15 protein-coding genes and 1 CRISPR repeat array are annotated in these 15,906 nt (G+C 46.2%); of the genes, 14 read left to right on the top strand and 1 reads right to left on the bottom strand.

Going from position 1 to position 15,906, the window contains the following annotated elements; all coding sequences use genetic code 11:
- Nucleotides 1-34: 34 nt before the first annotated feature.
- A CRISPR array of direct repeats spans nucleotides 35-2,976; the repeat unit is 30 nt; unit sequence GTTTCAATTCCCAACGGGATGGAATTCTAC.
- Nucleotides 2,977-3,099: 123 nt separating this feature from the next.
- Nucleotides 3,100-4,002 carry a polyphosphate kinase 2 gene (ppk2, locus tag Q0274_RS05080; protein WP_298028141.1) on the bottom strand — a complete coding sequence of 301 codons (903 nt, stop codon included), beginning with the start codon at nucleotides 4,000-4,002 and terminating at the stop codon, nucleotides 3,100-3,102.
- Nucleotides 4,003-4,110: 108 nt separating this feature from the next.
- Here ppk2 and dsbD point away from each other — a divergent pair, with 108 nt between their 5' ends.
- The 14 genes from dsbD to Q0274_RS05005 all read left to right on the top strand — a co-directional run bounded on the left by dsbD (nucleotide 4,111) and on the right by Q0274_RS05005 (nucleotide 15,707).
- Nucleotides 4,111-6,078 (top strand): protein-disulfide reductase DsbD, encoded by a 1,968-nt coding sequence (gene dsbD / locus Q0274_RS05075; protein WP_298028139.1) that lies wholly within the window; start codon nucleotides 4,111-4,113, stop codon nucleotides 6,076-6,078.
- Between the two features lie 48 nt (nucleotides 6,079-6,126).
- Nucleotides 6,127-6,705 (top strand): imidazoleglycerol-phosphate dehydratase HisB, encoded by a 579-nt coding sequence (hisB, locus tag Q0274_RS05070; protein WP_297896113.1) that lies wholly within the window; start codon nucleotides 6,127-6,129, stop codon nucleotides 6,703-6,705.
- A 245-nt stretch (nucleotides 6,706-6,950) separates the two neighbouring features.
- On the top strand, nucleotides 6,951-7,373 hold the full coding sequence (locus Q0274_RS05065) for a hypothetical protein (protein WP_298028138.1): 423 nt from the start codon (nucleotides 6,951-6,953) through the stop codon (nucleotides 7,371-7,373).
- A gap of 8 nt (nucleotides 7,374-7,381) precedes the next feature.
- A complete protein-coding gene (locus tag Q0274_RS05060) occupies nucleotides 7,382-7,519 on the top strand; it encodes a hypothetical protein (protein ID WP_298028136.1) in 138 nt (45 codons plus the stop codon).
- 1 nt (nucleotide 7,520) lies between these two features.
- Entirely contained in the window at nucleotides 7,521-8,468 is a 948-nt protein-coding gene (locus Q0274_RS05055) for a substrate-binding domain-containing protein (protein WP_298028135.1), read from the top strand.
- A gap of 86 nt (nucleotides 8,469-8,554) precedes the next feature.
- Complete coding sequence (locus tag Q0274_RS05050) at nucleotides 8,555-9,043, top strand: HAD family hydrolase (RefSeq protein ID WP_298028133.1); 489 nt, start codon at nucleotides 8,555-8,557, stop codon at nucleotides 9,041-9,043.
- Between the two features lie 67 nt (nucleotides 9,044-9,110).
- Nucleotides 9,111-9,644 carry an LPS export ABC transporter periplasmic protein LptC gene (gene lptC, locus Q0274_RS05045; protein WP_298028132.1) on the top strand — a complete coding sequence of 178 codons (534 nt, stop codon included), beginning with the start codon at nucleotides 9,111-9,113 and terminating at the stop codon, nucleotides 9,642-9,644.
- Nucleotides 9,608-10,123, top strand: coding sequence for a lipopolysaccharide transport periplasmic protein LptA (gene lptA / locus Q0274_RS05040; protein ID WP_298028131.1), 516 nt, complete (start codon nucleotides 9,608-9,610; stop codon nucleotides 10,121-10,123). The genes lptC and lptA overlap by 37 nt, the downstream gene beginning before the upstream one ends.
- A complete protein-coding gene (locus Q0274_RS05035; RefSeq protein WP_298028129.1) occupies nucleotides 10,120-11,019 on the top strand; it encodes a GTP-binding protein in 900 nt (299 codons plus the stop codon). Before lptA ends, Q0274_RS05035 begins: the two co-directional genes overlap by 4 nt.
- Nucleotides 11,020-11,131: 112 nt before the next feature.
- Complete coding sequence (locus Q0274_RS11110) at nucleotides 11,132-11,953, top strand: GNAT family N-acetyltransferase (RefSeq protein ID WP_367271913.1); 822 nt, start codon at nucleotides 11,132-11,134, stop codon at nucleotides 11,951-11,953.
- Nucleotides 11,920-12,408, top strand: a complete 489-nt coding sequence (locus Q0274_RS05020; RefSeq protein WP_177389110.1) for a hypothetical protein — start codon at nucleotides 11,920-11,922, stop codon at nucleotides 12,406-12,408. The genes Q0274_RS11110 and Q0274_RS05020 overlap by 34 nt, the downstream gene beginning before the upstream one ends.
- Entirely contained in the window at nucleotides 12,405-14,225 is a 1,821-nt protein-coding gene (gene mrdA / locus Q0274_RS05015) for a penicillin-binding protein 2 (protein ID WP_298028128.1), read from the top strand. The genes Q0274_RS05020 and mrdA overlap by 4 nt, the downstream gene beginning before the upstream one ends.
- A 398-nt stretch (nucleotides 14,226-14,623) precedes the next feature.
- Nucleotides 14,624-15,076: a hypothetical protein gene (locus tag Q0274_RS05010; protein WP_298028126.1), complete on the top strand. Its 453-nt coding sequence runs from the start codon at nucleotides 14,624-14,626 to the stop codon at nucleotides 15,074-15,076.
- A 154-nt stretch (nucleotides 15,077-15,230) separates the two neighbouring features.
- Complete coding sequence (locus Q0274_RS05005; RefSeq protein ID WP_298028125.1) at nucleotides 15,231-15,707, top strand: hypothetical protein; 477 nt, start codon at nucleotides 15,231-15,233, stop codon at nucleotides 15,705-15,707.
- The last annotated feature ends 199 nt before the right edge of the window (nucleotides 15,708-15,906 follow it).

Raw genomic sequence — 15,906 nt, 5'->3', positions numbered from 1 at the left:
TAGGCTGAATATTGGCGGCAGTCGAAAAATCAAAGTTTCAATTCCCAACGGGATGGAATTCTACAAAAAATAGTTAAAAGCGCTACCCGGCAAAGATTTAGCAGTTTCAATTCCCAACGGGATGGAATTCTACCCATCTTTTAAAATTACGGAGAATACCGTAATTTTGTTTCAATTCCCAACGGGATGGAATTCTACTCAATAACTATGTACCCCTTTTTAACAGATGGCTGTTTCAATTCCCAACGGGATGGAATTCTACCAAAAGTTCCCGACACTTTTCCGTCTGAAGCCATAGGTTTCAATTCCCAACGGGATGGAATTCTACTCAGCAAGTCTTCACGTTGCTTCAAAGAAAGCTGGAAGTTTCAATTCCCAACGGGATGGAATTCTACGCATCGACATGGCTTTTATCATCTCTTTCTCCTTTCGTTTCAATTCCCAACGGGATGGAATTCTACCGGACAAATTCGCGCCTACGTAAACAGCGTGGTGGAGTTTCAATTCCCAACGGGATGGAATTCTACCTGAACCGCATAGTAAATTTATGAAAGTTATAGTTGTTTCAATTCCCAACGGGATGGAATTCTACTCAAGCTATATCCGCTCTACGAACTCCGTAGTCGTGTGTTTCAATTCCCAACGGGATGGAATTCTACCGTAGGAGCGGCAGGGATTGGGCGCCCGTCAAGCCCGTTTCAATTCCCAACGGGATGGAATTCTACGCAAATGGGAATTTATGCCGCGGTTTATCATATTGTTTCAATTCCCAACGGGATGGAATTCTACAAAATAGGGGATTTTCTATCTGTCCTTGTCAATTGTTTCAATTCCCAACGGGATGGAATTCTACGCTTAGAACCAAAAGCTCGCCCCGCTTAAGGCTAGTTTCAATTCCCAACGGGATGGAATTCTACGCGCGTGAGAGCGAAGCGAAACACGCGCCACTTGAGTTTCAATTCCCAACGGGATGGAATTCTACTCGTAGCCCATAAACCTAAAAAGAGAACCTGGATCGGTTTCAATTCCCAACGGGATGGAATTCTACACTACTCGTGCGTGGAGTGAGGGTGTTTTGAGTGTCGGTTTCAATTCCCAACGGGATGGAATTCTACGTATGTGTAAGCGTGCGGGAAAAATCGGTTATACTGGGTTTCAATTCCCAACGGGATGGAATTCTACGTAAGTATGGCGCATATTGTAAAGACGACGATATTTGTTTCAATTCCCAACGGGATGGAATTCTACGGATTTGGACCAGGCGTAGCGTTGGGCGCATAAATATCGTTTCAATTCCCAACGGGATGGAATTCTACGAGAACCTGGGTCTATTAATCCAGCGTTATAAGCTAGTTTCAATTCCCAACGGGATGGAATTCTACGGTTTATTTTTCCTCTGTAGAAAACGTGCCATACCGTTTCAATTCCCAACGGGATGGAATTCTACGCAAAAAAGCACACAGAATGCCACTCAAGCCCATGTTTCAATTCCCAACGGGATGGAATTCTACGATGGCTCATCATCGTAGCATCGGCGCAAATTCTGTTTCAATTCCCAACGGGATGGAATTCTACAAGAATTTTACCTAAGCGATATAAAAGCAAGGGTGCGTTTCAATTCCCAACGGGATGGAATTCTACGAAGTAGAATTAAAATCGTTTGAATCGGTAGTCGATTGTTTCAATTCCCAACGGGATGGAATTCTACATAAGATTTACCGCTACCGGGATTGCCAACGATAGTTTCAATTCCCAACGGGATGGAATTCTACAAAAGCAAGAACAATGCAATAAATACATACAAGAAAAGTTTCAATTCCCAACGGGATGGAATTCTACTCATTACCTCTCCTCATTATTAAAACGGATACGGCAGTTTCAATTCCCAACGGGATGGAATTCTACTCCGTCACGAACCCTAGAATCGCTTATAAACGTTAGTTTCAATTCCCAACGGGATGGAATTCTACTTTGCAAGTGCAAGGCTTCGTTACGAAGTTTGAGAGTTTCAATTCCCAACGGGATGGAATTCTACCCCATCTACCCCACGTCCATTATCTGCACCCCTGAGTTTCAATTCCCAACGGGATGGAATTCTACCCTACTAAAGCAGTCTTGGTTCTTGCCGTCGCATTGGTTTCAATTCCCAACGGGATGGAATTCTACTAAATTGCTGGCAGGACGTCTATCCGCTGAAAGTCGAGTTTCAATTCCCAACGGGATGGAATTCTACCAAATTTGATAGAAACTGCTTTGACTTTTTGCCGGTTTCAATTCCCAACGGGATGGAATTCTACGGCGCGCGTTGGCAAGGAGATGATTTAGAGACATGTTTCAATTCCCAACGGGATGGAATTCTACATCAGCTTGGCTTCCTCTACCCTCAAGCACTTTGAGTTTCAATTCCCAACGGGATGGAATTCTACCCGCGGAGCTGCTAAAACTACCTTGATTTCAAGGGTTTCAATTCCCAACGGGATGGAATTCTACGGTTACCGGGTGGGGATCGGGGTCGATTACCGCAGGTTTCAATTCCCAACGGGATGGAATTCTACGAAAATCTACAAAATTCTATCACAAAATTTATTGAGGAAGTTTCAATTCCCAACGGGATGGAATTCTACGGATTTTTTAGCGGCTTCGTTTATTCCTATTTTATCAGTTTCAATTCCCAACGGGATGGAATTCTACAAACTTTTGACTTTAGAGTCGTTACCGCTATGATAGTTTCAATTCCCAACGGGATGGAATTCTACGTTACTTTGGCGCTGAGCGCCGGTATCCAAAAGGAGTTTCAATTCCCAACGGGATGGAATTCTACAAATTATGGTGAGAGCCCTTAATGCTTTGCAAAGGTTTCAATTCCCAACGGGATGGAATTCTACTCCGAACCCAAAGCCGATAAGCGCACCAAAGAGGGGTTTTAATTCCCTCGTTGCGACGTTTGTTTCAATTCCCAACAGGATGGAATCCCGCTAAAGATTTTAAATGAAAAGCTGTAAAATTCAATGCCTTTCTATTATTGGGAAATAATCCATAATGAGGCAATTCCTAGCAAGCCTCCCTAGCAATTCTTAGCGGGTAATCTTCATTGGTAAGTCAGCCTTTTCTCTTATCCTTCTTATTCTTGCGAGAGGGGCTTTCCAGCTTGCGCCAAGCCTCGCTTTTTTGGCTATCCTCCATTAAGACTATCTCCCTGGCGCCGTTTCGCACTAGGTTCGGATCCACCGCAAGCTCCTTCGCACCAATTTTTTCGGGATAGTCTATACGCGAGAGTATGCAGCGGAAGGCGTTTAGTCGCGCGATCTTTTTGTCGTTGCTATCTAGGATCGTCCACGGCGCAAATTCGGTATTTGAAGCTAGCAGCATCGAGTATTTTGCGAGCGTGTATTGATTCCACAGCTCCTGCGATCTCGCATCCACTGGCGAGAGTTTGTATTGCTTCAGCGGGTCGGTGCGGCGCGATTCGAAGCGCCTTTTTTGCTCCTCTTTGGAGACTGAAAAGTAAAATTTAAACAAAATTATCCCCGCACTTACCAAAAGCTCCTCAAATTTAGGCACTTGGCGCAGGAAATCTTTATGCTCAGCGTGGGTGCAAAAGCCCATCACCGGCTCGACCATCGCGCGGTTATACCAGCTGCGGTCAAAGATCGCAATCTCGCCGCCGCTGGGTAGGTGCGCGACGTAGCGCTGAAAGTACCACTGCGTCTTTTCGACGTTGCTCGGCTTTTCGAGCGCTACGATGCGGCATCCGCGTGGATTTAGGTGCTCGGTTAAGCGCTTGATCGTGCCACCTTTGCCCGCCGCGTCGCGCCCCTCCATCAAAATCAAAATTTTTAAGCCTTTTTCTTTTACGAATTTTTGCAGCTTCAAAAGCTCGATCTGGTATCTCTCAAGCAGCGTTTCGTAGTCTTTGAACGAGATTTTTTCGTACTTTGAACTTTTAAATTCTATCTCTTTCAGTGCTATTTCGCCCGTTTCGGTTTTGATCTCTTTGCTCATATCGCCTCCTAAAAATTTTAAAGAATTTTACAAAAAAGTTCTTTATATTACACTATAAATTCATACTTATTACGTTAGAATGTAGGAAAAAATTTCAAAGGATAAAATTTGATCAGATCACTGATTTTGGCAGCGTTTCTTCTTTTAGGCTTGGGCGCCGAGCCCCTGAAACCCTCCGATGCGTTCAAGCTTAACGCGGCGGCGCAAAGCGATAGCGTAACGCTAAGCTTTGATATCGCGGACGGGGTCTATCTCTATCAAAACGAGATAAAAATTTTCATCGGCAGCGCGGAGGTAACGAATTTAATAAATCTGCCCGCCGCGACCGAATACAAGGATTATAAAATTTACGAGGGCAAATTTAGCATCGCCGTGCCTTTAGGCCTTGTACTTGCAAATGCCGCAGACAGCGATAATTTCGTGCTTAATGGCGATTTTCTGGGCTGCACGAAATCGGGCTTTTGCTACCAGCCGCAGCAGTTCGGTTTCAGCTTCAAGCGCGTAGTGGAAGGCTATCAGATCAGCAAAATTTCAAACTCCGAGCTGAAAAAATACCGAAGCGGCGTAAATTCCGCGCAGATTTCTGCCGCATACAGCGCACAGAGCAGGACTTCAAATTTTGAAAGCAATTCGCCAGCTTCAGGCGCAGAGGCAAATTCCTTGGCAAACTCGTATGCGGCGGGAAATTCCGCGGCAAGCTCGGCTGAAAACGCTGCTGTAAATTCCCACCAAACTTCCGCGCACAAAAATCCGCACGCAAATTCCATCTCCGAGCAGGATAAAATTTTAAACGTTCTTGGCAGCAAGAGCTTCATCGCGGCGATCGCGCTATTTTTCGGCTATGGCGTGTTGCTCTCGCTAAGCCCTTGCGTCTATCCGCTCATCCCGATCCTCTCGTCGATCATAGTGGCGAAAACCTCCTCTAAGCCGAGCGCGAAAACGAGCCTCGCCGTAAGCCTCGCGTATATTTTTGGGATGGCGAGCTCGTATGCGATTTTAGGGGCTTTCGTGGCGGTTTTCGGGCAAAATTTACAAGGCCTGCTGCAAACTCCGCCCGCGCTGATCCTAACCTCACTCATATTTGCTGTGCTTGCGCTTTCGATGTTTGGATTTTACGAGATTCGCCTGCCTGCGCGTTTTCAAAGCTTCTTAAATAGCAAAAGCGAAAAGAGCGGCGGTCTGATCGGAGTTTTTTCGATGGGGCTTATCTCGGCGCTCGTCGTATCGCCGTGCATCTCCGCTCCGCTTGCGGGCGCGCTCGTTTACATCGCGGGCAGCGGCGACGTTTTGTTGGGCGCGGCGGCTCTTTTTGCGCTCGGGCTCGGAAGCGGCGCGCTACTGCTTGTGGTGGGGCTCGGCGGCGCACTGCCTAGGCCCGGAGCTTGGATGGAGGCGGTGCCTAAAATTTTTGGCTTTTTGCTGCTTTTTACGGCGGTATGGATTTCGCGCACGCTCATCGGCGAAAATTTAAGCCTGCTGATTTACGCGGTTTTGGGCGCGATCTTCGCAGGATTTTTAGGACTGTTTGACGGCGGCGCGGGCGGGGTAAAGCGCGCTTTGGCCCTTGTAATCGCGCTATATTCGGCACTGCTGCTCGCGGGCTTTGCCAGCGGCGCGAAAGATTTTTCCAGACCGCTTGGTAATCTAATCCCGCAAAACGCGAGATATTCCAGGGGCGGCTTGGGCGAGAGCTTGCAGGCGGGCGAAATTCCTCGCGCTAAAAATTTAAGCGGCGCACATTTTTCGTTTGTGCACGATCTGGCGCAGCTGCGCGGCGAAATAGAAAATTCCAAAAAGCCCGTGATAGTGGATTTTTGGGCTAGCTGGTGTAAAAATTGCGAGCAGAGCGAGCGAGCGTTCGCAGATCCCGCTCTTGCTGGCGCTCTTGATAAATTTAGCCTTTTAAAGATCGATCTTAGCGAAGATAGCGAGCAAAACAGAGCGATAAAAGCTCATTTCAACGTATTCGGCCCGCCTACGATTCTGTTTTTTAAAGAGGGCGCCGAGATTGCGAACCTGCGCCAGATCGGCAGCGTAAATTCCGAAAAGTTGGCCGAAATTTTAACCGAAATTTAGTGAAATTTAGATAGATTTCAAACAAAATTTAGTTTTAAGGATTGCGCGATGATAAGCAAAAATAGGGCTACGAAAGAGACTAAAATCGAGCTGGAGCTGGAGCTTTACGGGCGCGGCGCGGCGCAGATACAAACTGGCATCGGTTTTTTTGATCATATGCTTAGCGCATTTGCCAAGCACGCGTGGATCGATCTAAACCTGCGCTGCGAGGGCGATTTGCAGGTCGATTTTCACCACAGCGTCGAGGACTGCGGCATAGTGCTCGGAAGCGCGATCAAAGAGGCGATCTATCCCGCGCAAAACATCGAGCGCTTTGGCGATAGCGTCGTCGTGATGGACGAGGCGGCGGTTTCTGCGGCGCTTGATTTTTCCAACCGCGCGTTTTTGGTATTTGATTGCCCGAGCCTAAAGCGCGGTAAGATCGGCGAATTCGACGCTGAGCTCGTGGAGGAGTTTTTCCGCGCTCTGGCTTTCAACGCAAATTTAACGCTGCATCTAAGCCAGATCCGCGGCGAAAATCTACATCACGTCGCAGAGGCCGCGTTTAAGGCGTTTGCCGTCGCATTCCGTCGTGCGATAAGTATCAACGAGCGCGCCGGCGTGCCTAGCACTAAGGGCGTTTTATAGCGGCAAATGCGCGCTAAATTTAACAAAATTAGCAATTCGCGGTTTTGTAATTTTATCGGCGTTTGAAATTTTACTTTCGCCGCCGCTTGAAATTTGCAAAATTTCGCTTTTGCTCGGGCGAGGATCGTCGCTTTATTAAGAGCTTGTTTTAGGCGCATTTGCGCTTGCGCTCTTGCTTGACGGGCGCGTAAATTTAATTGGCGCGCTAAAATGCCGCTTTGTACATTAAAATTTAAAGGTAAAAGATGAATATTTTCGGATCGCTTATGGAGATTTTAAATGTGCTCTTTTTGATCTGCTTTGTTTGGCTCATAGTGTGTTTGATTAAATTTATCAGATCAAAAGACGAGCCGGAGCGCCATAAAAGAGATAAAAAATTTCTAATTATTTCGGCGGTTGCGTTTTTGTGTACTTTCGCTCCGCTGGTATATTTTGAGTGGCTGCCGGATCTGTTCATCTCGATCTCGGTTTTGATCGCGCTGCCGATAATTTCGTTTATTTTCCTCATCGTGTATTTAATAAAATTTATTAAATCCGCTAAAAGCGCGCCCGAGCAGCGCAGAAAGATTAGAAATCTCCTGATTCTCTCTGCGTTTTTATTCATAATCTTTTCAGCCGCCTTAATGGGCTTTTTATGGCTGCTTAACAGCGCTCTTTCGCATATGTGAGGCACAAAATGAGCGATGAAATTTTTCGAAAAACGATCGCCGTAATATTTACGGCTTGGGCGATCAGCGTTTGCGCGCTAGTGGGGGTGGCGCTGTATCTGCAGAGCAAATGCTCGATCATCTCCTATATCGCAAACGGAAACTAAGATGAAGCGTGCAATTATCGCCATTTTTCTGGTGTTTATCTTGGCGGCTTTCGATTTTGCGTTTTACCGCCTCGTCGTGAAGCGATACGTAAATCAAAGCAGCGCCGAGATGCAGGCCAAATCGATCGAGCTGCGTAAATTTCTGCCGTTTGAGCAGGGCTCGCAGATCGTGCGCGCCAGCTCTAGCTTAAAACTTAGCGGCGATCTACCGATAATCGACGGAGCAGCGGCTTTGTATCCCGTATTTTCGGCATTCGTCGCGGCGAACTATCCGAAGGAAAGCGTGGAATTTGACGGGCAAAATTTCACGAATGCTAGCAAGCTTAAATTTGGCAATACCCGCGGCGCGTACAAGGCTATAAGCGACGGCGATGTGGATCTCATTTTCGTCGCCGCCCCTTCGAAGCAGCAGCTTGCTTATGCGCGCGAAAAGGGTGCGCGCTTGCGCTTCGTGCCGATCGGGCTGGAGGCGTTCGTCTTTATCGTAAATGCGAATAATAAAATTTCAAGCTTAACCGTGGATCAGGTGCGAGGAATTTATTCCGGGCAATATGACGATTGGTCGCAGCTAGGCGGCGAGCGCATGCGAATAGATGCCGTGCAGCGAAACGCGGACAGCGGCAGCCAGAGCGCGTTTTTGAAATTTATGGGTGGGATGCAGCCTAAGCGCAAGATCACGGGCTTTTTCGGCAGCGCGATCGGCTTTTCGTTTCGCTATTATGTCGAGGGGATCGTGCGAAACGGCGGCGTGAAGATGCTTAGCCTAAACGGCGCGTATCCGAATAAAGAAAATATCGCTAGCCGCAAATACCCGCTCGTAGCCGAAATTTACGCGGTTTACGATGAAAATAACAAAAACGAAAATATCCGCATCTTGATAGATTGGATCCTTTCGCCGCAGGGGCAAAGCATCATCGAAAATAGCGGCTACGTGCCGATTAAGGGCTAAGATCGCAGCTTAAATTTATACGGCGTTTGCCAAAAATTCAGCCAAATTTCGTTAAAATCACAAAATTTCAAAAAACGGAAAACGAAGTGATAAAGATCATATTTTTAGACGTAGACGGCTGCCTTAGCGACGGCGGGCTGTACCATTCAAACGGCGGCGAAGAGATGAAGAAATTTAACGTAAAAGACGGGTTTGGCATCCAGGAGTGGCAGCGGCTGGGGCTAAAGGTCGCGATCATCACCGGCAAAAGCTCGCAAATCGTCGCAAACCGCGCGCGCGAGCTAAAGATCGATACGCTCTTTCAAGGTGAAAAAGACAAGCTCTCAAGGGCGGAGCAAATTTTAAAAAATTTTAACCTAAGCTTTGATGAGGCCGCCGCGATCGGCGATGATATAAACGACGCGAAGCTTTTAAATGCGGTCGCGATCAGCTTCAAGCCCGCCGATGCGCTAAGCTCGCTAAAAGCGGACGTCGCGCTAAGCAAAAACGGCGGCTGCGGCGCGGTGCGCGAGATGATCGAAATACTCATCGATAAAAACGGCATGCGCGAAGAGTGGAATAGCAAATGGCTGTAGTTTTGCAAGCGCGCGTGAGAATGCCTGCGAGAGGCGAAATTTCGCGCAGATCAAAAGGGGCCGAGCGATGGTAATAAAAATTTTCTACGTTGCGATTGCGATCTTTTGCGTCGCGATGGTGTTTTTAAGCGTGCAGACGCCGTATTTTAGCGATATGTTTAGACAGGATCTAAGCATTGCGAATATGGAGATGAAAAAGATCGTCGATTATCAGATCGGCGAGCGCGTGGATGCTAAATTTACCGCGGACGGCGGCACTCGCTACAAGGATCGCGACGAGTTTGTAAATTTTAAAGCCGAGGAGATTAGCGCGGATCTAAATCACACCTTGGTTTCAAAAACCGCGACGTACGCCGGTGATCTAATAAAATTTAACGGCGATGCGCATTACATCAACACGGACGGCTTTGATTACACGGCGCAGGAAATCATCTACGATACGAGCAGCAAGATCGTCCGCTCAGACGTGCCGTACGTGCTGCGCCAAGGCGGCGACCGCATCACGGGCGCAAGCATAAGCTACGACACCAAAACCAAACAAACAAACTCAAAAGGAATCCACGCATGGTATTTAATAAAAGATCAAAACTCCACAAACTAATACTCGCAGCCGCGCTAATTACGGGCTTTGGCGCGTCAGTTCTCAGTGCGGCGCAGGAGCAGGTCGAAGTCACGGCGGATAATTTTTTCGCCGACGAGATCAAGCAGATCAGCGTCCTAACAGGCAATGTCCGCATCAAAAAGGGCGCTTACGATACGCTAAATTCCGACAAAGTGACGATCTATTTCGACGCCAAGCGCCAGCCTACTAAATACGTCGCGACGGGGAATGCAAATTTTAAAATTTTGCTCAATCAAAAGCATTACGACGGCAAAGGCGGCGTGCTGACCTATGATCCGACTATCGAGGCTTATACGCTTGAAAACAACGCCTATCTGCACGAAGCCGAGACCAAAAAGGAGGTTTACGGCGATAAGATCATCGTAAATCGTCAAAAGGGCACCTACGAAGTAAAAAGCGGCGGCGGCGAGAAAAAGCCCGTGCGGCTGATCTTTCAGGTCGAAGATCAAAACAAATGATCTATCCTAGCAGCGCGCAGTTTATCACCTCCGCCGCAAATATCGCGGGTGCACCCGAGTTTGCGATGAGCGAAGTGGCGTTTTTGGGGCGTTCAAACGTCGGCAAAAGCAGCCTGATAAACGCGCTTACCGGGCGCAAAAACCTAGCCAAATCAAGCTCAACGCCGGGCAAAACGCAGCTGATAAATTTTTTCGAAGTTAAATTTAAACAAAAGCTTGCCGCAGACTCGGACGGCTCGCAAAATGAAACGTCGCCCGATCTAGCAAGCAAAGAGGCTTTAAGCTCGGCTGCAAATTGCGCGCAAGATCACGCGGAGGCTGCGGCGTCTGCGCAAAATTCCAAGCAGGATTTCGTTTTAAATTTAAAAAGCGCCTCGGCGGATTTTAAATCGGATCGCGAGACAGATCTTGCGGCAGGTTTTGCGCCGAATTCAGCGCAAAGCCCCGAATTAAATTTTACAGGTAGATCCGCGCTAAGCTTAGCGGGCAACCCCGCCTTTTCGGATCTTGCGAGCTTGGGTGAAAATATCTCTTTGATCTTCGTGGATCTGCCGGGGTTTGGGTATGCCAAGGTTTCTAAAAAACTGCATTATATCTGGCAAAAAAATCTCGACGAGTTCATCAAAGAGCGCCTAAATATCAAGCTTTTCGTCCATCTCATCGACGCGAGGCAGTTTGATCTTACGATAGATAAAAATTTGCAAAACTATCTCGCTAGTTTTCTGCGCGGCGATCAAAAGGTCGTGAGGCTCTACACCAAAGCCGACAAACTCAACCAAAGCGAGCGCGCAAAGCTTTTGAGGCACGATCCGCAGGCGGTTTTGGTCTCTACGCTAAAGGGCGGCGGGCTACAAAAAGCGCGCGAGATCATCGTGCGTGGGGCGTTTGGATTATGAAATTTCTAAATTTAAATACGTTAAATTTTGCGGCGCAAAATTTCAAAATAATTAAATTTAGCGGATATAAAATGCACCGCGAAAATTGCGCGAAGATTAGGGAAAATTTTAGATGATACGGCTAAAAAAAGCGCGCCTTTGCGACATTTCGCGTATGCAGGAGCTCGTAAAAGAGGAGGTGCAAAACGGCGTGATCTTGCCGCTTGAAAGCGATGAGATAGCTGCCAATATCCGCTCATACGTGCTGGCGTTCGGCTGCGATTCTAAGGCGGATAGGAGCTTTGATTCCAAGGAAAATTTGAGTTTCGATTCTAAAGAAAATTCCGATTTAAATTTAGCCAGGAATTCCGATTCAAATTTAGCGCGCAATGCTGATTTAAATTTAATCCAAAGCTCCGCCGCAAATTTTGCCAAAAATTCTACTGAAAATTCCGCCGAAAATGCCGCGAGTAATTTTGCGCCGCAACTAGCTATGCCGCAAAGCGCAGCACAGGTCGTATCCGAGGCGGGGCGCGCGCAAGCGGGCAAAGAGCAAATTTTAAAGAGCAAATATTCGCAAAGCGCGGGCGTTTTTCAGAATGATCTTTCGCGGCTTTGCGAATCGCAGTCCGCAAAAAATACCGAAATTTTGGCGGGCTTTGCTTCGCTTAAAATTTTTAACGCAGATCTTGCCGAGGTGCGCTCGCTCATCGTCGCTCCGCAGTTTCGCAGGCAGGGCATTGCTAGAGCTATCGTAAACGAGCTGCTAGACGAAGCGAAATTTTATGGGCTAAAAAGCGTATTTACGCTCACCTATCAAAAAGAATTTTTTGAACGCCTCGGTTTTACCGAAATCCCAAAGGATGAGCTGCCCGCGCAAAAAATTTGGGCCGATTGTATTAAATGCAAAAAGTTTCCGGTATGCAACGAAATCGCACTTATCTATACGTTATAGCGGACACGCTTTTTAGCGCAGGGGTTCTTTTCTACCTGCTTCTAAGTGCGGTGTATAGAGGGCTGCCGCCGCTGATCGGATTTTTTTTCACGGCGATGGTGGTGCAAAAATATGAAAACGACGTGAAATTTAAAAAGTTCGGATTTACCTGGTTTTTCTCTATTTTTTATCTGTTTTGCGCCGAGCAGATCCACGGATTTAACCTATTTAGCGTGGCTATCGCGTATTGTATATTTTATTTCGTGGTCTATGAAAACTCATTTAAATATATTAAATTTAGAAATTTTTTGATCTGCTTTTACGTGATGATCAGCTATGTTTTGGTCTTTGTGGTGAGCAACGCGATCTCGGCGATCAAAAAGAGCGAGTATCTGCCTCTAAGCGGCGAGTATTTAAATTATATAGTGATTGAAATTTTGCTCGCTCTGCTCTTTTTTAAGGGGCGGCTGGTATGAGGCTAAAGTTCGTATTCGTATTTGTAATACTATTTTTTAGCATGCTTTTGGTTAGAATTTATTATCTTTCGATCAAATCAAACGAATTCTACGAGCAGGTCGCTAAAAACAACGTCATCTCCACCGAATACATCCCGCCGGTGCGCGGTCAAATTTTAGACGCCAAAGGCCGCCCGCTCGCGATAAATAATCTCGGCTTTTCGCTATCGATCGCGCCGCACCTAAAAGACGCCGCGCTACAAAGCGAGCTAAATAACATCTCGCGCTACTTCAAAGATCTCAACGTCACTGCGATGAGCAAGAGCTACAAGGACGCAAATTCCGCTTATAATCAAGACTTTATCGAAGTCGTGCCGTTTTTGGACTACAACGCCACGATACAGCATTTTGCAAGCCTAAGCCTGCACGAAAATATCAAAATTTCGCCCGCTTCGCAGCGTTTTTATCCTTACGGCGCGCTTGCTTCGCATATCATCGGCTATGTAGGCCGCGCCAATAAAAAGGATATTCAAAGCAACCCCCTAAGCGCGCTTACCGGATACAACGGCAGAAGCGGCGTCGAGGGGTATTATAACGAGCTTTTGCAGGGCAGCAAGGGCGAGCGCAAGACGAAGGTTACGGCGCTAAATCAGGTCGTAGAGGAGATCTCGATGAGGGAGCCCAGCAGCAGCGAAATCTCCCTTACCATCGATCTTGAGCTGCAAAAATATCTCGAGGAAATTTTTAAAGATAAGGACGGCGTAGCGATCGTGATGGATCTGCGCGACGGCGCTATTATCGCGGCGGGCAGCTTCCCCGAGTACGATCTAAACACCTTTGTGGGCGGAATTTCACAGGTGCAGTGGGATGAGCTGATAAAAGATCCGCGTCATCCTTTTACGAATAAGCTCGTAAACGGCCTCTATCCGCCGGGCTCTGTCATTAAAATGGCTGTGGGGATGAGCTTTTTAAACAGCGGCAAGATCAATGAAAACTGGAGCGTGTTTTGCAGTGGCGCTATAGAGCTTGGAGGGCGTAAATTCCGCTGCTGGAAGGGGTGGGGTCACGGGCGCGTGAGCCTAGTAGAAGCGATCAAGGATAGCTGCGACGTGTATTTTTACGAAGGCTCGCTGCTGGTGGGGATCGACTATATGTCCGCGTATCTGCAGCGCATGGGTTTCGGTAGCAAAACGGGCGTCGATCTGCCCAATGAGTTTGTAGGCACGATGCCTAATAAGGCCTGGAAAATGCAGAAATTTAAGCGCGCGTGGTATCAGGGCGAGACGGTCAATGCTTCGATCGGCCAGGGCGACGTGCTCGTCACCCCTATGCAGGTGGCTAAAAACACCGCGCAGATCGCCTCGGGCAAGGCTATCACGCCGCATTTTTTAAAAAGCATCGACGGTAAGCCGGTGGAATTTACCCCTACTGAGCTTTTCACGCCGAAAGAAAAGGCGCAGCTACCCCTCGTGCGACGCGGCATGTATGAGGTCGGCAACAACCCGGACGGAGGCACCGCCTACAAGCTCATCCATACCGCAGTAGTGCCTCTAGCGGTCAAGACAGGCACCGCGCAGGTCGTAGGCATCTCGCAGACCGCCAAAAAGCGAATGAAAGAGGCCGATATGGACTACTTCCACCGCTCGCACGCTTGGATGACTAGCTTTGGGCCGTACGACAAGCCGCAATACGCCGTAACCGTGCTCGTAGAACACGGCGGAGGCGGCGGAAGCGCGGCAGGTCCCGTGATAATGCAAATCTACGAAAAACTCGTCCAGATGGGCTACATCGACGCAAATGCAACGACCAGCAAAGACAGCGCAAAGAAAACGAAGTAGAGCGGAATTTTAGAATTATAAAATTTTAGAATTCCGCTCGTGCTTTGCTTGCTTTAAATTTTGAAATTTATCCGCTTTCGTAAGTCTGAAATTTTAAAATTTCGTGCAGGCTAGAGGTATAGAATTTATCTTGTCTTTAGGATTTGGGGTTTTAAATTTCATACAACCCATGCTTCGTCTGCTTTAAATTTTAAAATTTAGCGCAGTGTGGAGACTTTGAAATTTAGAATTTTATCCGTCCTTTGCAGACTTGAAATTTTAAAATTTAGAGCGGCAAAATACCATAAAATTGGGTAGGGCAAAGCGGTTTTAAATTTTAAATATATTATATATTAGCGCATAGGCGGATATAAATATATCGTAGTATAATCCGAGAATTAAATTTTAAGGAGTCGAGAATGGCGTTTGAAAATGCAATCATCACAAAAGAGGATGATGAGAAGTATGGACTTAGCGAGATTTACTATAAGTACAATCCATTATATAAGAGACTACCAAGTCAAAAGAGCTGGATTATAGATAAAAAACTGGATTGTTGGATTATGAAAACTCAATTATTTAATGATTTGGAGATAGATCACGCATATCTATCGAAAGTAATGTGGAAATTCTATTATAAAGGTGATATATTTGACATCGTTCTTGATTATGGATTAGATGAAAAAGTTGCAGGTATCCAATATAATAAAGTTTGGAAAGTATTGTCAATAGTGCCAAATGGTAGCGAAAAAATATCAGTAGATGAAATTTTTTCGCTTTTAAAAGAGCAACTTATAGTATTTGGGCTTGATGGATTATATAAGCAAGGTGAGAATTATAAAGTCACGCTGATAGATACAAGAAAAGGATAAGTAGTTTTTTGTCCTATCAGAATTCAGCTCGGTAAATTTTAAAATTTAGCGCAGCGAAAGGCTTAAATTTTGATGATAAATTATGACAAAGTGTTTTTAAAAGCGCCGAAATAAAACGCGATATAAAAGCCAAATTTATCTTAAAAGCTATGAATTGGGGAGTAGGGCGATAAAAGAGTTCATTAAAAAATGTTTTGAGCTAAAAGGGGTGAGGATTTTATTCTGGATCGCCTTACTCTTTTTTACTGTAGACTGCTTGGGCGTTATATTTGCCAGCATAGACGCGGTTTTTTTGGCGGAGTATAGCGGTTACGATATCGCGAATCCGCTTTCTATCGTCTTAAAAGCTTTTGAACTAACGTGGCACGAAGAGGCGAGCGATAGTGAAAGCGATATTTTCGGCGCTATGGTATTGTATCTATTTTGCGCGACGGTAATTTTGCCTCTGATCATCTGCTGCTTCGCATTTTCCAAAATAAAGGCTTTTATTCTGCTAGATAAAATATCCGGCGCATCTGCATTTTTTATAAGTTTATTTTATACTTATTCGCTAGCTGTGATAATCCTAGCAAGAGCTGATTTGACCTGGTTAGGTCATCTGTTCGATCGCTCAAATTTTAATTTAACATAATGATTATAAGCGCTTTATCATCGCTAATAATCGCGTCTGCGATAGTTTTTATTCTAAAAAGAAGAGATAAAATTTAATGCGGATAAGTTTATGAGATCATCTTTGTTCGGTTAAATTTTGCGTAAATTAATATGTAAAATTTTTATGAATAGAGCTCGAGATATGTAAATTTAAAAGGGGTAAATTTCGAAATGATCTT

The organism is uncultured Campylobacter sp. (assembly GCF_937973075.1).
GTDB lineage: Bacteria > Campylobacterota > Campylobacteria > Campylobacterales > Campylobacteraceae > Campylobacter_B.
This window is presented reverse-complemented; position numbering and strand designations above follow the sequence as displayed.